Below are 20,473 nucleotides of genomic sequence, written 5' to 3'. Positions count from 1 at the left end.
ATGGCAATCACGGCATTGGCCACTTGATTTGTCACCACCACGTTGGTCATGTTGTGGACAAGCGGTTGGTTCCGCCGTACGCCTTTGAGCCAGGCTCCCGCATTCACTTGCGCCATTATCGACGCCCTTCATGGCGAAGAGTCCATTGGCCGTTCTCGTACCGGTTGATCACTCCCCATTCCGGGTAAAATCGCCTGGGAGCCAACGCAAAGTGACTGATAGGTCCATAACCAAGGCCAAGAGTCCAGGTCTTCGCCGCCAAAATCGCTTCCGCCACAAAGGCTTTCGCCCCAGCCAGCGCCTCCTCTGTTTCCCATCCTTGACCTAATAAGGCGGCCACCGCCGATGAAAACGTGCATCCCGTACCATGGGTATTGCGGCTCGCGATATAAGGTGAAGACAGATAAAAAACAGCATCGCGGCCAGAGGCATACACCACGTCAACAACATCCGTATCGGTGCCTCGGTGGCCTCCCTTAACCACCACATACGCGGGTCCCCACGCGGCGATATCACGCGCTGCCTGTTCGGCCTCTTGGATGGATATCACCGAATAACCGACGAGAGCCGAAGCCTCAGGCAAGTTCGGTGTCACAACCCGTGCCAACGGCAATAGTTGTTCCCGCACAGCGGCTATCGCCTCTCTAGTCAAAAGCGACGTCCCCCCTTTGGCAACCATGACCGGATCGACAACAATAGGAACGTGCGCCCATCGCGTCAACGCCGCAGCTACCACCGTGACGATATCTGCATTAGCCAGCATCCCAGTCTTCATGGCATCGATCCCAAAATCATCGAACACCGCCGATAGCTGCTGTTGGACCAAAGACCCCGCTATGGCTTGAACACCTCCAACCCCCTGGGTATTTTGTGCCGTAACCGCCGTCACCACGGACATTCCATACACTCCAAGCTGATGCATGGTCTTCAGATCGGCTTGGATTCCAGCCCCTCCCCCGCTATCCGAACCGGCCACGGTCAAAACGCGCTTAAGATAATCGGTTGTGGTCGATTTCATTGTCCTCCCTCCGGGTCTATGACCTCTCTCGGCCAACCTTCTTGACGCCAGGCCATGTCGAAGAATCGGTATTCCATCTGAAAGCTTGTGTGAAAGGCCGGCCGTGCCCCGTCGACACGGGACGTGGGCGCGGCTTGGTCCAAGAGCGCACACAATTGCTCCACGCCGTCGCGCAAACGATTATCCGCATAAAAAGTAATCCAGTCATAAAACGGATGGCTGGCATCGGGTTGTATATCTTCTTGAAGGTCGCGTCCGAGGTCAGCATAGACCCAGTGACAGGGAAGGACTGCCGCAATGCTCTGGGCCAAATCACCTCGCGACCCACACGCGATCATATGTTGTGCATACTGGTATGCTAACGGCGCCAATGGTGGCAGAGAAGCCTGCACCTCGTCATACGAGGCGCCGGCTGACCGGCATAAGTTCACATGGGGAGCAATTTCTCCGGCAAAGAGCATCCCCATGCGCTCAGCTAAAGTCTTCATCTGGTCCAAGGTAGATGCCTGGGCAATCGCCATGGCAAATACCCTTGCATAGGTGGTTAGATACTGCACATCTTGTTGTACGTAAAACAGTGCTGCCGCAGACGGCAACTCTCCCTGGGCAAGGGCCTCGACAAACGGATGTTGGCGGATGGCCTGATAGGTGGGTTCCGCCTCTTCGCGTATGCGCTGGGATAATGTCATGAATCCATTGCCTCCTTCAATTTAGGAGGCCACCTGGGGGAATTGAGTATAGCGATGGTCGATAAGCTTCGACGCTGCTATGGCTCCACTTTCCTACGCTGGTATTATCCAGATCAGGTTGGAAGGGTCCGAGGGATGATACTTCCTCGTCTCAGCAATAGCTCCCCTAGTGGCTCGTGTGATTTATCCAGGATTATAGCATGCATCGTCTAAGGCGACAGCGAGCCATCGCATTAATTCATTCGTCAATGCGCCCTATCGATCGGCGTGATTAGTATCTAGTCACTCTTCTCGACTATTTTGGCGAGTCTGATTCTGGCGGTCGGCGCCGCGCCCATGGCAAAGGAAGGGGGGCCTCGTCGGCCTCTTCGAGCGCTCGTCCCATTGGAATCGGGACAAAGGGGGACTTCTGCAAACGGACCTTTTGACTCGGGTAGACACTATGATTACCAATCATGATAAACGCGGGCACCGCCACAATCAAAAATTCCGGCGCTAACCGCGAGCCAAAAATCTCCATCCCCATAATAATCGCGGCAATGGGAGCGTTCGCTCCTGCTGCCGTGACACCAATCATTCCGAGTTCGGCGCCAATGGCGAGTGGAATATGTAGCGGCACGGCCATCATCGATCCCAACGTTGCTCCAATGACGAATAAAGGAGTAATAATGCCTCCGCTCATCCCGAATCCTAGGGTAATCCCGACAAATAAAAGTTTCCATCCCCACGCCAAGGTCGGCACCGAGTGCCCAGCTAGGGCCTGAGTTAAGAGCGCCAGAGAGAGTCCTCCGTAACTTCTCCCCAGCATCAGCATCAAGAGCACCAATATGCCTCCTGCCAAAAAAGGAAACAGCGGTGGCCACCAATGCCGTTCTTTTTTTAGTCCGCCGACAAACTTATGCAAACCATCCATGACCAGAACCAAAAGATAGGCGGCTAATCCAGCAATAATTCCTAGGAGTAAAATCTTACCAAATAACAGCACATTAAAATCTACCGGTGCCAGTGATCGGGGATAGACCCAGGTCAAGCCGAGTGATTTTGACACCTCAAAGGCCATGACCGACGCCGCATAAGAAGGTAACAGCATTTCATACCACAAATCACCAATTGCCAATACCTCGATACCCAAGATGGCACCGGCCACCGGAGTCCCAAAGACTGCTGCAAACCCTGCTCCAATCCCACAGATCACAATACGCTGGCGCTGCTGAGGACTGAAACGAAATAAATCCGCCAGGGCAGAAGCTAGCGCGGCGCCAATTTGGGCCGAGGGCCCCTCTTTCCCTGCCGATCCTCCCGGAGCAATGGTGGTGATGGTGGCCATGGCTTTAATGGGAGCGACTTTCCAATTAATGCGCCCCGAATCGCGATGAACCGCCCGAATCACCGCCTCCGTCCCATGTCCCGCCGCATCCGGCGCCCCATAGTGAATTAATAGCCCAGTCACAAGTCCCCCTAAGGGTAGGGCGATGGCAATCACTCCCATGGGCCAATGCGCTGTAGCATCGATAGACCAAAACAATAACTTCAGAAAATAGGTGACCACCACACCCACCAACGCACCAGTGAGTGATCCGATCACCAGCCACCAAGCCAATTGCCGAGCCATGAAGACTGGTTCCCATATTTTCCGCATGCTGATGCTCTTCATGATAGCCATCCCCCATATCGCCCTGTGATTTCAGCATGCATCAACCGACGCCCTTCGCACTCTGCTGTAAGATACTCATTATGGACAAACCCGCCACCATGGTCATACGGTTCCCATAGCACCCGCCGTCCTCAACACTTTAACAAAAGTTTTTCCGCAAGATAGCAGGAATCGCCCTCTGCCATCGCGAATTTTTCATGAAATTGTCGGTTTTTAGGGACGAGGACGGTGGGTCAAGATGGAGATCAAAGGCGATCGACGCGGACTGCGTCTCATTGCGAGGCACTTTACCACGCAAGACGAATTCATCGCAGAATTACGGTCGACGTTAAAAGAGAAACAATCCTTTCTGGGAAAAACCAGTTTACTGATTGAAGTGCCCAACACCGTACTAACTAGCGCACTTTTTGAAGCAATCACCACGGCATTTAACGACTTCCCTGATCTGAACCTCCGTGGAATTCAGCAAAGCAACGGCGATGACACCGGGCTACGCCACATCGAGCCAGCTCGAACCGCCGAATTAGTGGCGCCACCCAAGGTCATTCGACACACCATCCGTTCGGGTCAGCGCATTACGCATGCAGGTGATCTTATCATTGTCGGTGATGTGAATCCTGGAGGAACGGTGATGGCGGGAGGCGACATCATGGTGTTCGGGTGGCTTCGAGGTACGGCGTTTGCTGGCCAACCCGATGCCGATAGTCGTGTGGTATACGCCCTCCGGTTTGAACCGAGTCAAGTGCGCATTGCCAGTGTGTTAGCGTTAGGCAATGCTGAACTTAGTGGAAACCCTGAAAAGGCGCTCATTGAAGATGGGGAACTCGTGGTGAAGCCATGGACCGATGTTCGTCTCCCAGACGCCATTACTCAAGAGAGAACCGCTTGGTCCGATCGATTTTCATCGGCGACACCGTCGTAATACCGTCGCGAACAGCGTGTACCGTGAGCCCACACTGCATCATTCGTCGTTGCTCGTCGCCGAAATGGTCGTCAACTTCTGTTTAAACGGCCTCGGTCTCCCAATTCGGTGGGTATATCCTGTTCCCTGAGCTTCCTAGGATCTGGGAGCGAATCGCTGCCTGGTCTGCTCATCACACAAAAAGGTTTGGCTTTCCTGTATCCTCCCCTGATTGTGGCGGTACAATGGTCATGAGAGGAGACAAACCGTGGCCAAATATCGCCAAAGAAAAGTGAAACGTCAGCACCATGTCCTAGAGGCCCTCGAAGATGGCCTAAAACACCTTTCTCTTTTACCTGAAGTGGATGGCGTCATTCCGGGAATTATTAAGCCCAAATCTGGCGGGTCGACCGGATTTACCTTTCAATATCTCACGCAAAGCGGGTTTAAGCTCATTGGCCGTTCAGGCGGAGCTTGTCAAGAAGTGTTCGTCATCACGCACACCCCCTCGGAGGTACTCAAAACATTGGTGGATTCCGGAATCATCAAATCTCTACCGGATAAAGGCAATGAGAGCCCTGCGCCTTAACGCGAATGCTTGACGTACAAAACGTCCTCGCAGGACTTCGGCTCGGTGGCTAAGATGAAGCGCTTGATACTCAGTGATGGGAACGACCAAATTGGCGACGGATGAGAGGACGAATCAAGGCGGTAGCTAAAGCTAATCCCACTGAAATGGCGCCGGCTGCAAGAAGCGCACTCAATCCGGACTGTACTCCCTGCAAAAAGTGATCTTTGAGAAATGCCACCATACTTTCGTAGACAAGATCCCCGGGCACGAACACAATGATCGCAGGCACCACGAAAATAATGGCAGGCCGATGCCGCATCTTGGCAGCAATTTCGGCCAGTCCACCCACCATCAAGGACCCCACGAAGTCCCCGAGAAATCCGGATCCCGGTATATGCGAGACCAAGACCGAAAGAGCCCATGCTATTGCGCCGATGAGGCCCGACAACACTAAGGTGCCTCCAGACACTTGGTAGAGAAGGCCAAAGGCCACTGCCGTAAGGCCCGAAAGTATCGCTGACACAATCACGCCCAGTGCCCTCCCAAGGCCAGATAAATGTATAGGGGCAAACTCGCCCCAGCCGCGATCGCTCCTGCCGATAACAAAGCCTCCAAAATGCGAGCCGCCGCAGACAGCAAATCCCCCTGGATCCCGTCGCGCACGGCGGTTGTCATCAAGAGCCCCGGCGTTAATACCATGATGCCCCCAACCAATACCGCTCCCGGCGTCTTCTCACCGAGATGGGCAACCGCTAATGCGGGTATTACGGCCACAATAGCCGAAACCATATCCGCCACCCCACCGGCAAGACCACTACCTCGCAATGATTGGCGGACTAGTTGGGTTAGTGCTCCACCAATAAACGCTGGCACGAGGTCCACCACGTGTCCCCCCATGAGTTGGCTAATGGCGGCCGCCGCCACCCCAGCAAATAATAAATTTGCTCGCGGATTATAGCGTGCTTGACCACGCGCTTCGGCTAAACGGGATTCTAGCTCCTCTAAAGGAATCGGCCTCTCGCTTACGTCGCGCGACAGTTGATTAATCGCAGCCACCACCGCTAAATTAACGTTGCGAGCCCGAATACGGCGTATGATGGTGGTCAAATTATTGGCATGGACAAACAGTGCCGTAGGAAGAACAATGACTTGTACCGAAGAAATTCCGTAAGCCTTCGCCAATCGCTCCATGGTATCTTCCACGCGCGCCACTTCCGCACCGCTGGCTAAAAGCGCTGCGCCCGCATCAGCTATTACCGTGAGAACCTTGGGGATGGGAATCAGGGGTTGGTCGTTCGGCGTTAACTTCATCGCTCTCCTCCCGTTTCCGGAATACCCAAATCGACGAAAAGAGAAATCCAAAACCGGTGGCAAACGGGATAGCCACCAAATCCGCCACTAAATAATACCAACCGAGGGTCAGTAAATACCGATACACTGCGGTTTGAATCAAAGCGCCAGCTGCGGACACGAGATTATATTGCCATAAACCGCGCCAACTCAAGGGATTCTTAAACGTATATTTCGCGTTGAATAGATAGTTGGTGATAATCGACGCTTCGACCGCGAACAAGTACGTGAGCGTCAATTGATGCGGCAAAAGAAAGCGAGCTATTGTCAAAACGACCATATTGACAATAACACCACTTACACCAACAATGCCATACCATATCAGTCGCCTAATCATCGGTTAGGGACGCAGACGCTCTGTTTGGGTTGATGGTGCTGTGCCTACGTGCTGAGCGCGCATTTTGGCGACCATCCAAAATGCCTCAACGAATATGGTCGGCGACATTTTACTTTGGCCCTCACGACGTTCTTCAAAAATAATGGGCATTTCAACCACATTAAATCCCGATTCCACGGCACGATAGGTCATCTCGATTTGAAATCCATACCCGCTGGACTGAATTTGTTCCAAATTGATAGACTCAAGCACCGACCGGCGAAAGCACTTAAACCCTCCCGTGAGGTCGCGAACCGGCACCCCTAACATCTTCGAGGCATAAAACGATCCTCCACGCGAAATCACTTTGCGATACCAAGGCCACCGCACTGCTCCACCGCCAGCCACATAACGTGATCCTAATACCACATCTGCATTTTGCGACTGCATTGCCTCAATGAACTTAGGAAGATAAGACGGGTTATGTGAAAAATCTGCATCCATCTCGAAAAAGTATTCATATCCCCGTTTGATCCCGTAACGGAAGCCCGCCAGATACGCCGTGGCTAATCCCAACTTGCCTTGTCGATGGATCACTTCCACACGCCCCGGATACGTCTCTTTCAAATCATCTGCTAAAAGACCCGTGCCATCAGGTGAACCGTCATCAATCACCAAGACATCGAACATCGGTCCTTGACCTAAAATCGATTCCACCATAGGTGCTAAGTTCCCGATTTCGTTATATGTGGGCAAAATTACTAAGGCTTGCATCCTATACGAGCCTCCTCCATTAGCTTAGGCGATCCAGTGCCACGTTGCGAATATCACAAAAAAGATCACCTGCAAAAACGGTAACAACCACTGTAACATTCGCCGCCATCCCGAATTCTTTGCTAGTATACCCAACGCCACAAAACTCGGAAATAGTACTAACACCAACCGCGACATGCTCAACAATGGGCTTTGGCCCGATGGATCCGGCGCTGAGATATCAATCAGCCACAACACCGCCCAGTATACCAGCCAATCCAGCGGCATACGCCGCCGAAAACCATATATCCATAATACTCCCGACGTCAATGCCGCCAATAGATCTATCATACTGAGAACTGCATCCGGTTGCAATGGACCGCCCTCAAAGATTGCTCGAAGTGCCAAAAATATTCCCACCCATGGCCACGTGATCTGTCTACCCCAATAAGCTTGAGCTGCCATAAATCCAAGAGGATTGCCAAAGTCCCTCCACTGGTACAGCATCAGGATCAGAATGGCCAACGGAATAAAAAAGATCGGTACAATGTCACGGGTCAACCGGTATCGGTACTTTTGATAATACGCCCACAAAAATGGTATTGCGACAAATACCCCTTCGTTGCGTGTGAGGGCGGCAAAGAATCCAAACACTCCGGCGACCCAGAACTTCTCACGACGAGAAAAAAGAAACGCTGCCGTCGTGAGCCACAAAAATAAGGACTCCGTATAAGCCGCCGAAAGAAAAAATGCAGTGGGGAAAATTAACGCATACCATACCGCTCTCCGCGCTACACTTTCAGGATAGTATTCGCGCACAAGGCGGAAAAATGTGACCAGGAACAGAACCATCGCCACATTAGACATAACAACCGCGGACAAATCAAAGGACATACGAAAGATAAAGTGGCCGCCTGCAATGATGAGGGGATACAAAGGAAAAAACGCCAACGCTTGGGTCCAATAGCCATGGGCAGCTATCCCGGTATACCATAGCGCATCCCAACGAATCCACATCAGCAACAAAGGATTCTGCGTCGTATTAAACGTGGGCGATACATATTGCCACGGGAGTTCCGCCAGGGCAATCCAGCCCACCGCCACTAAAGCCAGTCGGCTGAACACAATATTTTGCCAAAGCTCGCGGCCGGCCTTACCTGCCGGCCACCATTGGGTCAATATCAGCCGCAGTTGGCGCATATTAAACGGATGACGTCGAGGTTAGCCCAACGCGCTTCTCTAATACCACCCCGTGCCATTCACGACTCAAGGGCAATCCTGCTACCTCGACCAGCTTCTCCGCAACGTGCCGGGGTAGTCCAAAGTGCATGCTTTTTACCCCCCAAGCCCGCGACTCAACCCATAAGTATTGAATGAGTGCCTTCAAATGATGCCCCATAGTCCGCATATAGTTGAGATGCAATGCACTATCTTGAATCCGGAATAGCGCGATCGATTCAATCGAATCGGCCGTGTTTTGAGGAGATAAGCCTACACGCCCTAACTCGACTGCATGCCAAACATCATCAAACGTCAGAGTACGCGGCATATAATGACCAGATTCGGACCATAATTCTTCCTCGTTTTGGCGACAAAAAGACTCTAAGCGATCACGATCTACTGCCCAAGCCGGTCCTGCTTCGCCATCTGGATAATGAGGTCCATCAAACCCTTCCATGCTTCCCACAACCCATTCATCCACAACCTCAAAACCCAACTGCCCTGTAAAAATTTGTTGAGAGCTCTCGTTATTGCGGTTGACCAATGCACGCACCACGATGGCGCCCAACCGGTTAGCTTCTTGCACTTGAAACTCAGCAAATTCCCGACCCAAGTCGGTTCCCTGCACATCGGGGCGAATTCTCATTCCACCCAAATAGGCTTCATGGGTCTTCACCAGTGTGACCACCGCAGTGGCCACGATCGAATCATCGTCATCTAAGGCTAAATAAATGCCTCCATTGAGCGACCTCACGTGTTGTTCTACCTGCTCTGACAAGTAATCGTCAACAAACTGCGATAAAAACTCCTGTATCCGCGCCTGATCCTCCGCGGTGGCTCGGACATACCTCACCCACCAAGGCCTCCCTTTTGCAACATGGACACATTGTACCGTCTTGGGGAATCAACTTCAACTTCACATCTGATTACATGATAAATTAATGGTTCAGCGAAATAATAAAGTGGGTTAAGTCTTGTGCTTCCTGTGGCGTCAAAATACCCGGATCAGTCGCTGGCATTTCGGTTTGAATGTAATGATCGAGGCTTTCAAAAGAAGGGTATTGCTCCATGACCGCCCCGTCATCCAGTGGCGGTGCCCCGCCCGAGCCATTGCCATTTCGGCCGTGACAAGTCTCACACCACGCCGAAAAGAAAGTTTCGCCGGTATTCGTTTCTCGCAGCATCACGGTCCTTTGGTAACGGGAATCACCAGTCCACGCCAGTCCTGCTATGAACACGCCAAGAAGCCCCAAAAACACCAAGCCTCTAAGACGCATTATCCGTGAACGCATACTACTTGCACCCCCCACCCACACCGTTTGCGGGGGCATCCCCAGAGTTCAAATTTTCATTCCATCCACTCGAAAGCCAATGAAGGTACAAATTGAGCGACCTCAGTCGCGAATCTCCAGGGTTTAGAGGAGAAGCGCCGGTTCGCTGTATGCAGCGATTAATTTGCATGTCCAGGGTCTCAATGTGCCGCGACGACACTTTTGGATATCGAGAGGCCTGGCCCAAGAGATTGGGGATGACATGTCCATTTTGGTAATTCATCCGCGTTCCTCCACCCAAATGACAACTATCACAGGTTAAGTGCCCAGTCCCGAACTTATTATTCATAAACACAGTTTCTCCACCTAGAATATCTTCTCCTAACGCCCCAGGCGCTAACGGTAAGTTAGGCACCCCGTGCTGGGTGCGGTTGAGAAGGCTATGACGGTCAATGGCCAACATCTGTCCATCTTCGTTGGGCTGATACAAGGTATTGCCAAGCACTAACGGAAAGTCCGCAGCAAATGCACCCGCAAAATAGCGACTCCCGTCTTCCTTGCCATCGCGGGGATTCAAGACATATAAAAATCCGTTGCCATCTCCCACATAGAGGTGATGAGGCGTGACCGCCGCCGATTCAGAAATAGGACCAGAGGCATGAAAATGCCACAGCACGGTTCCGGACTGCGCATCGACAGCGTATTCAGAATCTGTGATGGGGCTGCCAATATATACGATGTTGTGGTGAATCACCGGTGCAGATACTTCAATGTCTATGGGTAGTGGGCCCGACCCAAGCGTGGTGTGAAACACTGTCCGTCCGGTGCGCACATTTACCGCCAATAAAGTGGACTCAGGATGGGCCCATGACCCTTCCGTGCCCTCTAGATACACTATGCCATGATGGTATGCCGGAGAGCTATCGTCCGAACCCCCAAACACCTGTGGAAAGTTGATTCGACGCAGCACGCGATGAGTCTTCCCATTCACCACATATAAGGTATAGGGATGCGCACCGGAAACAAATAAGTCAGATCCAACCCGAGCCAAAGACGCCATACTGACATACGACCCCAACTTGAGTGACCATAGAACCCGGCCTGAAGTGGCTCTTAAGGCATAAAGTCGACCGGCGCCGTTTACAACATAGAGGGTACGTCGGTCAAGAACAAAGCTTGGCATATCTTCGCCAAGGGTCGATCGCTTCCATGCAATTTGACCCGTGCGCTGCTCTAGAGCATAAATGGCACTGGGACCGGTTCCTCGTACAATGCCCGTCGCCTGCAGATTATTTTCGCGCGAAAGATTGCTGCCACGAAATTGCTCAGTGCCTGTGCCGACAAACACCAGCCCATGGCCGACAATCGGAGTCGTCATGGTCATATTATTCAGCTTGCGACTCCACAGTAATCGCCCTAACTCCGCATCGATGGCGTAAATTCGGTTCTGCTCAGGCTGGCTCAGATTGCCCCCGTCTCCCCCAACATACACCACGCCATCGGCTATCGACGCTTGCTGCAATGGTTCACCTGCGCTATAAGTCCAGTGCTCGGTGAACCGAGCGGGTGCCTCTCCGAGATCAACTGGGTTGTTTGTGAGCCGATATCCATATTTAGTAAAACTACTGGGACCAATATCCGACACGGCCGTGGGTATCGACCGATGCAGCAAAAATTGGCTTAACATCATCGCCGCTCCGACAATCACTAAGACTGCCGTCATACTCCACTGCCTGACGCGTTTAATCACTGCTATCCTCCCTAGAAACCTCGGGAAAAGAGTGCCCGTGTTGCAGAGAGATTATGATGACGCACGTTGAAATCTACCTGAATTTGCACAAGTTGGGGCAAAAGGACTCTCGAACACTGTCGAGAATTTGACGCGGATATGTCGTATAATAAATCGATTCGCTACAAGGAGGCCGGTACTGTGGCATGGTACAGAAACGAAAAGTGGCTATTCGGCCTGGGCGTATTGATATTATGTACCATGGCGCTCAGCGTTTTAGTTCCCTCACAAGTCCGAGCAGCGGCACTTCCAGGAAAAATCACCGCTCTTCCCAATCCTCCCGGTGCCCCGGAGCGCGATGTATTCCTCATCACTTTTGCCCATCCCCGCGCCGTGCCCACCTCAGCGGTATTCCACTTTTCCGGGAAAAAGCACACTCATGTGACGGCCCGAGAATCTTTACGAAAGCTTAACACTTATCAATATGAGGCCCTATGGGCAGCTCCTACACAAGGTTCTGTAACGGTCGACGTGTACGCCAAAGATTCGCAGCTTTTAGCCAGCGCTGGATTCCCTGTTGGCAAGGCCAAAACCAACGTTCTCGGCCGTGTTGTGCTTGGGGCGATATTTATCGGTGCCTCCTTATGGTTCTGGTGGCGCCAGCAACGATTTTATCGAAGTCGGCATTAGCCTCCGGTATGGCCAAACGTGGGAGACAATTCTGGCGCGGAGAGCGCCACATCTCGCAGCCAAATCCAGGCTAAGTATGCCGTCACCACAGCTTTGCCGTTATGGTGGCCTAAGATCTTTCGCACCAGCAGTAATCGCGCTTGCACTTTGGGTGCCAACAGAGGGTAGCGCACCTGTGATCGCGATGCCAAAGCCGCTCCAAGCCACACTGCACGAACAATCCCAGTCTCTGTGCCCGGAGGAGAGTCCGGAATGAACATGCGCCAGCGGTAACTCAAGGTGAGCCAAATATTTTCCTTGAGATGACGACGATGCATTTTGTTCGAGGTCCATGCCAGTCGAATACTCCACCAAATTAGCCATGCCAAACTGCTGCATCTCCTGCGATCCTGCACGATCTCTCTCCCCCATTTCTCATTGATGCCAGTGATCCAAAAAGAACAGAAGATGATGAAACTAAGAAGAAACGCGGTTATCAGCTCTTATGGAGTAATTCGTATAATAGGGCAGTGTTTGGATCCATCTTAGTCTTCCCGCTCGCGACTAATTTAGTAACAAATCGGCACCCTATTACAGAAATTATTTGAGAGAGTATAATACTGAGTAGTTCACTCAGATTTTTTAAGGAGGTGTGCGCTTTGCCTAGTCAAGAAGAGGTCCTCACGGTATTGAAAGAAGTGGATGATCCAGAAATTGGTGTCAACATCGTCGACCTCGGGTTGGTTTATACCGTCGATGTGGCTGATGATGGCAATGTTGAGGTAGCCATGACCCTAACCGCTCCCGGTTGTCCAATGCATGAAACGATCGCCAGAGCAGCAGAAATGGCGATAGAAACACTGGCAGACGTCAAAGAAGCCCACGTAAATATGGTTTGGAATCCCCCGTGGACACCAGATCGTCTCACAGATGAAGGTCGGCGGCTCTTAGGATTCTAAACGGGATTGAGGTGGAAAAATGATAAACCATGGAATGGTGCTTAACGCCCTGGGTGAAGTCACTGATCCAGAGCTGCATTATGACATTGTCACGCTCAATATGGTAAGAAATATTGGCATTGAGGGAAATGCTGTCACGGTCGATGTCGCGCTGACAGTGGCGGGATGCCCACTGCATCAAAAGATCGAACAAGATGTGACCGCTGCGGTAAGTAAGTTGCCCGGTGTTGGAGATGTGACTGTACATTTGGATGTGATGAATGACGAAGAACGGCGCACCGCATTTTCGCGTGCGTTCCAAAAAAGCCAAGGCAACAGCAACGCAGCTGCTGAGGCGCAGCCCACCTCCCCAAAGCCCCCAGGACAGCCAGCGGCAACATGGTCTCCTATGCTCCAAGAGGGTAGCCATACGGTCATGCTGGGGATTGCCAGTGGCAAAGGCGGCGTCGGCAAGTCAACGGTAACCGCCAATTTAGCGGTCGCCCTAACGAAGCTCGGGCTTAAGGTCGGTGTCATGGATATGGACATCTACGGATACTCTCAAGGCCGCATGTTAGGCGGACATGAGAAAGCTCAAGCGAATGCTCAACAAAAAATCATCCCATGGAATATCCACGACCTTCATGTGGTGTCCATGAGCATGTTTGTCCCTGAAAACCAAGCGATTGTCTGGCGCGGACCAATGCTCGGGAAAATGATGCAGCAATTTTTTACCGATGTGGCCTGGCCCGAGCTTGATTATTTACTGATTGATCTTCCACCCGGCACTGGAGATGTTGCATTAGATGTGGCCCAACGGCTTAACCGCGCATCGCTTGTGATCGTAACCACACCTCAACAAGTGGCACGCGAAGTGGCTATGCGCACGGCAGACGTTGCGTCTCGTGCGGGTCAGCGAATCCTCGGAATTATTGAAAACATGAGCTATATTCCCATGGGCCCCGGTCAACGTATGGAAATATTCGGCCATGGAGGAGGAGATGCCCTTTCATCCGAACTACAGGTGCCCCTTTTGGGACAAGTTCCCCTGGAGTCTGGAGTGCGGGAAGGTGGAGATGAAGGCGTCCCCATTGTCCTCAGTGCTCCTGAATCCGAAGCAGCAGTGACATTCCTTCAAATTGCCCAAAAGATACACGCAGCGGCCCATGCATGAGGCCGCTGCCCTCATATTAAGGATTAGAAGTTCCTTCTCGTCCATAACGGTCTTCGAGACGCACCACATCATCTAATTCGGGCGTCGATACCTCGATAACATCAATATCGGTCACCGCGACGAGTCGATGTTGGGTAGGCGGCGGAATGATGATCGCCTCTCCGGGGAGGAAAGGACGACTTTCGCCGTTAAGACTGATTTCTGCTTCCCCGTTCATCAAAAACATGCTTTCATGCTTTTTGACATGGTACTGTAAGCTTAGCGAATGTCCCTGGTTGACATGAATGAGCTTACCGACATATTTGTCCGTTACTGCCCACCAGATTTCATACCCCCAAGGTTTCTCAATCCGCTCCACGTCGACTCCCCCATTACCTGGATTTTAGGTGAAATACATCGCATTTACTATAGCATGGCCTACTCTGTCTAACATGGGTCCCCCCTATGACTGCCCTAAAAATCATCCGTGGTGCATCCGGTGGAAAATTCAGGACCAACCGAGGTGATCTCTCGCAATGGTGGCCGTGACGTATCACATCGGCGGGCCTCGAAAAACATCTCTCGTGCTATGGGATAATTCTTCAGCGAGATCTCATCATAGAGCGCCATCATCTGCCCACTTCTATTTGTATTTGGTTTGGGCCTCTTGCTATACTTTATGATGGGTAGTTCTCATGCGTTTTAGCAAAGGATGTGACTATTTCGTCGCCGACTCGCCAACTTTGGTGGGCTCTCATTATGACAGCCGCAATTTTTGTCCTGCAAATTGTTGGAGCTTTAGCCTCGCGCAGTCTCTCCTTGCTATCCAATGCGGCCCATTTGTTTACCGATGTTGGGGCGCTTGGTCTTGCTCTCTATGCCGCTAAGATTGGCCAGAATCGACCGACCGAACAACTGAGCTATGGATACAGTCGTGGAGGAATTGTGGCTGCCTTTGTGAACGGCCTTATTCTGGCCGCCATCGCAGTCACTCTTGTGGTAACCAGTGTCTTCCGATTATTCCACCCCGTCTCGGTCAATGCACCCATTATGCTAATCGTGACAGGACTCACTCTAATATTGAATCTCCTGGTCACGTGGCTTCTTCACCCCCATAATCACAATGACCTAAATCGTCAGGGAGTATTTTGGCATGCCATTGGAGATACGGTTAGTTCGATCGGAATTTTAATCGCAGCCACGCTCATTCTAGTGACCCGGTGGGACGGATGGGACCCTTTAGCGGCGCTATTAGTGGGATTCTTTATTCTTTGGTCCAGTTACCGTATCGCCCGGCCAACAATAAGGATTCTCATGGAAGCCGCTCCAGAAAATACTCGGCTTGACGAAATTCGACAAACCTTTTTGGACCAAGATTTAGTGGTAGACGTTCACCATCTCCATGTGTGGTCTATCACTCCAGACTATCATGTTCTATCAGCCCACGTTCGCCTCAAAACTCTTTCCATTCGTGAAGGGCAACAAATTATCAACGACCTAGGCCATATGCTAGAACAACGGCACAACATTAATCACACCACCATTCAAATTGAGGCGGACGACCATGATCCTCTAAACGATCAACTATAGTGCAATCCATAAAATAACACGCCCGGACTCCATGATTTTTGCTACTATGGAACGGTATCTCAATGAGGAGGATTTCTTCCAGTGTTACCCCAAGTAAAATATCGCTTCCGACCCAAAAAAGCCCCCATCGCTGTATTATTTCTTGTAATTGTCTTAGGTATTACTCTAGGAATCACGGCCCATCACTCCCACCAGGTGGAGGCACGGGAACGATTTCTCTTGACCCCGGTGCGTCTCAAGCAACCGGCTATCATCCCCATCCCCACTACCACCGTTCCGAGTCGTTTGCCATTTGCGATTGGCGAAGATTCCGGGGTTCTCTGGAATCTGACGACAGGGCAACTGATGTGGGCGATGAATCCTCATCTTAAAGGCCCCTACGCATCCACCACAAAGTTAATGACCATCTATCTCGCTATGCAGGCCCTACCACTGGATAAGACGGTCACCGTCACCCCTCAGGCCGCGACTACCACCGGATCGGATATCAATATGACCCCGGGAGATCACTTTACGTTCGAACAGCTCTATTATGGTCTCATGATGCGCTCTACCAACGATGCGGCGGTGCTTTTGTCACAAACGGTATCCGGCAACACCACTCAATTTGTCAAAAAAATGAATGCGACGGCGCGATTGTTGGGAATGAATGGTACCACCTACGGCGACCCTGATGGACTTTCGGCTGTGTCGTCGGGTACAGCCTGGGATCTTTCGATTATCGCTCGAGTCGACCTACAAAATGCACTGTTTCGTGAAATCGTCCGTACCAAGTTAAAATCGCTACCCTATAATTCCATCGTCAGCAACATCAACGGGCTGCTCTATATAGACCCAACCGTCATCGGTGTCAAATCTGGTTGGACCACGCAAGCAGGATTTAACTTGGTATTTGCCGCCACACGCAGCGTCAATGGCCATCCGGTGACCCTATTAGGTATTGTCATGCATGGTCAACACGGGTTTCCTCCCGAATACCAAGATGCAGAAAACATTCTTAACTGGGGATATGCGCAGTTGAAAAATCCCTAAGCATCTCCCGGACCATCAGGAACCAATGCCCCGTTACATCGTATGGTGTAGAGATAGCGCAACCGCCTATCCGCGGTTGCGCATCGACTATCATCAAAAGGGGGCCTCCCAGGTGCAGTCCGATCCTATGACCTTCGATCCCATCGCTTCCCCATCAATGCAAGAAACTTTGAAATCGTTATCTGCCGACCTTGAAGCACTGGGCCCACAAGAAACGCTCAATTGGGCATTGCAACAGTATCCCAAGAGTCTGGTTTTGGCATCCAGTTTCGGTGCGGAGGACATGGTCCTCATTGACATGCTGTGTCAACTGACCGCCCATCCCCAAGTGTTCTATCTCGATACCGGGCTCTTATTTCAGGAAACCTATACTCTCATTAAAGAAACCGAACAACGATATCAATTTTCCGCGCACCGCGTCGTGCCGCCCCTGTCTCTAGACGATCAAGACCAAACCCACGGCCCCAAGCTATATAACCAAAATCCCGACCTCTGCTGCCAAATACGAAAAGTGTCACCGTTGAAGGATTATCTCCGTGATAAGAAAGCCTGGATCACCGGAATTCGTCGCGATCAAACGCTCATCCGCCAGGGAACCTCGGTGGTGCACTGGGATACGCGCCATCAACTAGTCAAAATCAATCCCCTCGCCACATGGTCCTCACGCGACGTTTTTCGCTATCTCGTGAAGCATCACGTACCGTATAATCCCTTACACGATCAGGGGTATCCTAGTATTGGTTGCCACCCATGCACCCGGGCTGTCCAATCCGGAGAAGATGCCCGAGCAGGACGTTGGTCCGGGGAGGAGAAAACCGAATGCGGTCTCCACTTATAGAAGGGTCTGACGAGACCGTAATTATGGAACAAGAATTGCCAGTAGCGATCGCTCAGGAATTAGGGGTCGCTCTATCTCACGTTCCTCAGGTCCCTCTAGACCCCTTCCACTATGACGATGTGATCTGTTTGGCGCAAGGAGTCTATAGCCCACTTCGCGGGTTTTTGAACCGGTATGAGGTACGAACGGTGTTAAGCGATATGCGGCTCCCTGATGGGCAACTATGGCCGATTCCCATTACGCTGCCCATTGATCCCTCCGTGGCACAGCATATTAAAAAGGCTGGTTTGGTTCGGCTCATGTATGGCGGCAACACCGTCGCTCTGATGCATGTCGAAGACCTCTATTGGCAGTCTCCTGAAGATGAAGCCCGGATCGTGTACGGCACCAGCGATACCCAGCATCCCGGCGTACGCCGGATGCTAGACCAGAGTCCAATGCGTATCGCAGGTCCGGTGACGTTGACTCGTGATCCAAAATGGTCAGAGACCCCCATACTCACCCCCCGCCAAATGCGATCATACTTTCGAGAACACGGATGGCGTACCGTAGTCGCCTTTCAAACTCGTAATCCACTGCATCGGGCGCATGAGTACATCCAAAAAACTGCGCTTGAAATGGTGGATGGATTGGTCATTCATCCCCTAATCGGAGAAACCAAACAGGACGATGTCCCGGCATCAATACGATGGGCGTCATACTTAGCGCTAGTGCGGGAATATTACCCCGAACAAAACACTCTATTGTCTGGATTCCCTGCGGCGATGAGATATGCCGGGCCTAAAGAAGCCGTGTTACATGCCTTAGCCCGAAAAAATTATGGATTTACACACTTCATTGTGGGACGTGACCATGCAGGGGTGGGCTCCTATTATCATCCACTAGCTAGCCAAAAGCTTCTAAGCGAGATATCGTCACTAGATTTGGGCATTACCATCATCAACGCAGAGCCGGCATTCTTCTGTCGCCGCTGTCATCAGATGGCCACACAAAAAACGTGCCCTCACGGCACGATTCATCATGAATCCCTATCAGGCACACGGGTACGAAAGGCCCTTCAAGAAGGAACGGAACTCCGGCCGGACACTATCCGCCCGGAGGTGGAAGAAATCCTTCGCCAATACTACCAAAACCACTAACAGGAAGCGGCCTTCTGGGCCGTTTCCTTACTCTGAGCTGTTGTGTTCACGGATAAATGCGAGAATTTCCTGGTCCAGCAACTCTGACGCCGCCAACACGCGTTCATGAGTCAGTGAGCCCGTTTCCGTATATACCTCTTCCAAGGTTTGCTTCAGTTGCCACAAGGAACCTTCGTTCGCCACGTTATCCCTCACTGAACTCATAATAGGGGAATTTTACCGTTTTATGTCTCAATAAGTCAACGCTGGTCGAGAATTTCTTTGGTCCAATTGTTGATATCCAGTAGTTCTTGATCGCAGATGGTATGACTCATCCGATACCGTCGAGCGGTAACGTGAGCACCAGCCTCAGTCAGGTGTCGAAGCGTCACATTACCGCGATCCAATACCACCACGGTATCCTCCGTACCGTGCCCCCAAAACACCGGCATCTCGTCTAATTTCTCGACCATACTTTCTGCCAAAGGCGGAGCACTTAAACTGACTACGCCAGCCACCTGCAATGACGAGGTCATAGCAAAGCGCGTAGCGACTAACCCTCCTTGGCTAAAACCTAACACCACTATCGGAAGGTCAAAGCCCGCTAGTACCTTTTCCAATTCTCTCGTAGCCTCGCTTATCTCTCGGGTAAATCTCGGCGTATCGGAAGCACTGCTATACCAGGCATAGCCCCCACCCATGATCATCGGCGCGCGCACACTGATAATGCGAAATCGCGGATCAAAGGAGCTCCCGAGAGGTAGCAAATCCATCTCGTCTGCACCACGTCCATGCAATAGCACGAGCAAATGAGTAGCGGTGTCCATCGGTCGAGAAAATTCCACCATCTTAAGTGACATAACTATGTCCTCCCTACTGTGTATTAGGCACGTAGTTCGCTCAACGGGCGAACTTCATCTTGGCCTGCCCTTGCCGCTTAGGTCACATTTTCCAATCTGATGCCAGTATCCCGTAAATGATGTGATCCACATAATGGTCAAAAAGCCACTCCGCTTGTCGTCTGCAGCCTTCCTTATGAAATCCCAACCGTTCAGGATTCGCTCGGCTCTTCGAATTTTCTGCGGCAGCCCGAATTTCGATACGGTTCAAGCCATATTCGTCGAAGAGAATGTTGACCAGGGCGTCACAGGAATGTGTCATAATTCCATGGCCTTGAAACCGTTCACCGAGCCAATACCCCATACTAGTCAATCGATGCGACCAATTAATGTCATGGAGGCCGAGCACGCCCGCCAGTTCTCCCCGATGCCATATCCCGAGTTCGACGCCATTATTGGAAGCATACTTCTGCAACCCAGTAGATATGAAATCATGAACGTCCTGGACGGTCCGTGTCCCGTCCACAAAAGGCAGCCACTCTCGAAGATAGTGGCGCGACTCCTCTATTAAAGCGAAGACCGAGTTTGCATCGCGCCCTTCTAGTAACCGCAACGAGATGTCCTCATTGACATATAGAGAACAAATCTCTTTAACAGATTCGTTGAAGATGCCATCAGATCCTCTTAGAAAGCCCCTGTTATAGCTGGTTTGCTTCAACGCACAACATCTGACTGAATCATTACGCTCGAAACCCCGACGTAATCCTTTTGGAGGACAAGGGCGTTTCGAAAAGGGCGCTAAACGACCTTCCTTATCTGGGCT

The 20,473-nt window shown here is 51.5% G+C and carries 26 protein-coding genes and 1 riboswitch; of the genes, 9 read left to right on the top strand and 17 right to left on the bottom strand.

The genetic code is table 11. The annotated features are described in order from the left end of the window. From ACOJWD_RS03720 to ACOJWD_RS03705, 4 genes are all read right to left on the bottom strand, one after another. On the bottom strand, window positions 1-116 hold a 116-nt coding region (locus tag ACOJWD_RS03720), incomplete at its 3' end, for a hydroxyethylthiazole kinase (RefSeq protein ID WP_486991877.1). Next, the gene (gene thiD / locus ACOJWD_RS03715; RefSeq protein WP_486991876.1) at window positions 116-1,018 is read right to left on the bottom strand and encodes a bifunctional hydroxymethylpyrimidine kinase/phosphomethylpyrimidine kinase; all 903 of its coding nucleotides are present in this window, start codon (window positions 1,016-1,018) and stop codon (window positions 116-118) included. The genes thiD and ACOJWD_RS03720, both read right to left, overlap by 1 nt. Continuing rightward, window positions 1,015-1,707 carry a thiaminase II gene (gene tenA, locus ACOJWD_RS03710; protein WP_486991875.1) on the bottom strand — a complete coding sequence of 231 codons (693 nt, stop codon included), beginning with the start codon at window positions 1,705-1,707 and terminating at the stop codon, window positions 1,015-1,017. Before tenA ends, thiD begins: the two co-directional genes overlap by 4 nt. Before the next feature lie 73 nt (window positions 1,708-1,780). After that, window positions 1,781-1,885: riboswitch (TPP riboswitch) on the bottom strand. A 117-nt stretch (window positions 1,886-2,002) separates the two neighbouring features. Next, the gene (locus ACOJWD_RS03705; protein WP_486991874.1) at window positions 2,003-3,361 is read right to left on the bottom strand and encodes a chloride channel protein; all 1,359 of its coding nucleotides are present in this window, start codon (window positions 3,359-3,361) and stop codon (window positions 2,003-2,005) included. A gap of 238 nt (window positions 3,362-3,599) precedes the next feature. Here ACOJWD_RS03705 and minC point away from each other — a divergent pair, with 238 nt between their 5' ends. After that, entirely contained in the window at window positions 3,600-4,283 is a 684-nt protein-coding gene (minC, locus tag ACOJWD_RS03700; RefSeq protein WP_486991873.1) for a septum site-determining protein MinC, read from the top strand. A gap of 247 nt (window positions 4,284-4,530) precedes the next feature. After that, window positions 4,531-4,851, top strand: a complete 321-nt coding sequence (locus ACOJWD_RS03695; protein WP_486991872.1) for a DUF2103 domain-containing protein — start codon at window positions 4,531-4,533, stop codon at window positions 4,849-4,851. A gap of 70 nt (window positions 4,852-4,921) precedes the next feature. Here the strand turns inward: ACOJWD_RS03695 and ACOJWD_RS03690 are convergent, their stop codons facing one another. The 8 genes from ACOJWD_RS03690 to ACOJWD_RS03655 all read right to left on the bottom strand — a co-directional run bounded on the left by ACOJWD_RS03690 (window position 4,922) and on the right by ACOJWD_RS03655 (window position 11,494). Beyond that, window positions 4,922-5,362 (bottom strand): threonine/serine exporter family protein, encoded by a 441-nt coding sequence (locus ACOJWD_RS03690; protein WP_486991871.1) that lies wholly within the window; start codon window positions 5,360-5,362, stop codon window positions 4,922-4,924. After that, window positions 5,359-6,144: a threonine/serine exporter family protein gene (locus ACOJWD_RS03685; RefSeq protein WP_486991870.1), complete on the bottom strand. Its 786-nt coding sequence runs from the start codon at window positions 6,142-6,144 to the stop codon at window positions 5,359-5,361. The genes ACOJWD_RS03690 and ACOJWD_RS03685 overlap by 4 nt, the downstream gene beginning before the upstream one ends. Further along, on the bottom strand, window positions 6,080-6,520 hold the full coding sequence (locus tag ACOJWD_RS03680; RefSeq protein WP_486991869.1) for a GtrA family protein: 441 nt from the start codon (window positions 6,518-6,520) through the stop codon (window positions 6,080-6,082). The genes ACOJWD_RS03685 and ACOJWD_RS03680 overlap by 65 nt, the downstream gene beginning before the upstream one ends. A 3-nt stretch (window positions 6,521-6,523) precedes the next feature. Further along, a complete protein-coding gene (locus tag ACOJWD_RS03675; protein WP_486991868.1) occupies window positions 6,524-7,273 on the bottom strand; it encodes a polyprenol monophosphomannose synthase in 750 nt (249 codons plus the stop codon). A 24-nt stretch (window positions 7,274-7,297) separates the two neighbouring features. Then, window positions 7,298-8,452 carry a hypothetical protein gene (locus ACOJWD_RS03670; protein WP_486991867.1) on the bottom strand — a complete coding sequence of 385 codons (1,155 nt, stop codon included), beginning with the start codon at window positions 8,450-8,452 and terminating at the stop codon, window positions 7,298-7,300. A gap of 1 nt (window position 8,453) precedes the next feature. Further along, the gene (locus ACOJWD_RS03665; protein WP_486991866.1) at window positions 8,454-9,326 is read right to left on the bottom strand and encodes a GNAT family N-acetyltransferase; all 873 of its coding nucleotides are present in this window, start codon (window positions 9,324-9,326) and stop codon (window positions 8,454-8,456) included. A gap of 85 nt (window positions 9,327-9,411) precedes the next feature. Then, window positions 9,412-9,765, bottom strand: a complete 354-nt coding sequence (locus ACOJWD_RS03660) for a c-type cytochrome (RefSeq protein WP_486991865.1) — start codon at window positions 9,763-9,765, stop codon at window positions 9,412-9,414. A 1-nt stretch (window position 9,766) separates the two neighbouring features. Continuing rightward, on the bottom strand, window positions 9,767-11,494 hold the full coding sequence (locus tag ACOJWD_RS03655) for an outer membrane protein assembly factor BamB family protein (RefSeq protein ID WP_486991864.1): 1,728 nt from the start codon (window positions 11,492-11,494) through the stop codon (window positions 9,767-9,769). A gap of 180 nt (window positions 11,495-11,674) precedes the next feature. On the opposite strand from ACOJWD_RS03655, the gene ACOJWD_RS03650 reads away from it, so the two are divergent. Next, window positions 11,675-12,163, top strand: coding sequence for a hypothetical protein (locus tag ACOJWD_RS03650; RefSeq protein WP_486991863.1), 489 nt, complete (start codon window positions 11,675-11,677; stop codon window positions 12,161-12,163). Here ACOJWD_RS03650 and ACOJWD_RS03645 read toward each other — a convergent pair. After that, window positions 12,160-12,531, bottom strand: a complete 372-nt coding sequence (locus tag ACOJWD_RS03645) for a hypothetical protein (RefSeq protein WP_486991862.1) — start codon at window positions 12,529-12,531, stop codon at window positions 12,160-12,162. The genes ACOJWD_RS03650 and ACOJWD_RS03645 overlap by 4 nt on opposite strands. 270 nt (window positions 12,532-12,801) lie before the next feature. On the opposite strand from ACOJWD_RS03645, the gene ACOJWD_RS03640 reads away from it, so the two are divergent. Continuing rightward, entirely contained in the window at window positions 12,802-13,101 is a 300-nt protein-coding gene (locus ACOJWD_RS03640) for a metal-sulfur cluster assembly factor (RefSeq protein WP_486991861.1), read from the top strand. Window positions 13,102-13,120: 19 nt separating this feature from the next. After that, the gene (locus tag ACOJWD_RS03635; RefSeq protein WP_486991860.1) at window positions 13,121-14,254 is read left to right on the top strand and encodes an Mrp/NBP35 family ATP-binding protein; all 1,134 of its coding nucleotides are present in this window, start codon (window positions 13,121-13,123) and stop codon (window positions 14,252-14,254) included. A 16-nt stretch (window positions 14,255-14,270) separates the two neighbouring features. Here ACOJWD_RS03635 and ACOJWD_RS03630 read toward each other — a convergent pair whose 3' ends face one another. Then, on the bottom strand, window positions 14,271-14,612 hold the full coding sequence (locus ACOJWD_RS03630) for a cupin domain-containing protein (RefSeq protein ID WP_486991859.1): 342 nt from the start codon (window positions 14,610-14,612) through the stop codon (window positions 14,271-14,273). A 335-nt stretch (window positions 14,613-14,947) separates the two neighbouring features. On the opposite strand from ACOJWD_RS03630, the gene ACOJWD_RS03625 reads away from it, so the two are divergent. The 4 genes from ACOJWD_RS03625 to sat all read left to right on the top strand — a co-directional run bounded on the left by ACOJWD_RS03625 (window position 14,948) and on the right by sat (window position 18,832). Beyond that, window positions 14,948-15,823: a cation diffusion facilitator family transporter gene (locus ACOJWD_RS03625; protein WP_486991858.1), complete on the top strand. Its 876-nt coding sequence runs from the start codon at window positions 14,948-14,950 to the stop codon at window positions 15,821-15,823. An 81-nt stretch (window positions 15,824-15,904) separates the two neighbouring features. Then, window positions 15,905-16,855, top strand: coding sequence for a D-alanyl-D-alanine carboxypeptidase family protein (locus ACOJWD_RS03620; RefSeq protein ID WP_486991857.1), 951 nt, complete (start codon window positions 15,905-15,907; stop codon window positions 16,853-16,855). A 112-nt stretch (window positions 16,856-16,967) separates the two neighbouring features. Beyond that, window positions 16,968-17,693 (top strand): phosphoadenylyl-sulfate reductase, encoded by a 726-nt coding sequence (locus ACOJWD_RS03615; protein WP_486991856.1) that lies wholly within the window; start codon window positions 16,968-16,970, stop codon window positions 17,691-17,693. Further along, the gene (sat, locus tag ACOJWD_RS03610) at window positions 17,675-18,832 is read left to right on the top strand and encodes a sulfate adenylyltransferase (RefSeq protein ID WP_486991855.1); all 1,158 of its coding nucleotides are present in this window, start codon (window positions 17,675-17,677) and stop codon (window positions 18,830-18,832) included. Before ACOJWD_RS03615 ends, sat begins: the two co-directional genes overlap by 19 nt. A 27-nt stretch (window positions 18,833-18,859) precedes the next feature. On the opposite strand, the gene ACOJWD_RS03605 is transcribed toward sat, so the two are convergent. From ACOJWD_RS03605 to ACOJWD_RS03595, 3 genes are all read right to left on the bottom strand, one after another. Beyond that, a complete protein-coding gene (locus ACOJWD_RS03605; protein ID WP_486991854.1) occupies window positions 18,860-19,015 on the bottom strand; it encodes a hypothetical protein in 156 nt (51 codons plus the stop codon). A gap of 56 nt (window positions 19,016-19,071) precedes the next feature. Then, entirely contained in the window at window positions 19,072-19,671 is a 600-nt protein-coding gene (locus ACOJWD_RS03600; protein ID WP_486991853.1) for an alpha/beta hydrolase, read from the bottom strand. 82 nt (window positions 19,672-19,753) lie between these two features. Next, window positions 19,754-20,263, bottom strand: a complete 510-nt coding sequence (locus ACOJWD_RS03595; RefSeq protein ID WP_486991852.1) for a GNAT family N-acetyltransferase — start codon at window positions 20,261-20,263, stop codon at window positions 19,754-19,756. Window positions 20,264-20,473 lie beyond the last annotated feature (210 nt).

The sequence above is a fragment of the Sulfobacillus sp. TH-112 genome (assembly GCF_057473405.1).
This window is presented reverse-complemented; position numbering and strand designations above follow the sequence as displayed.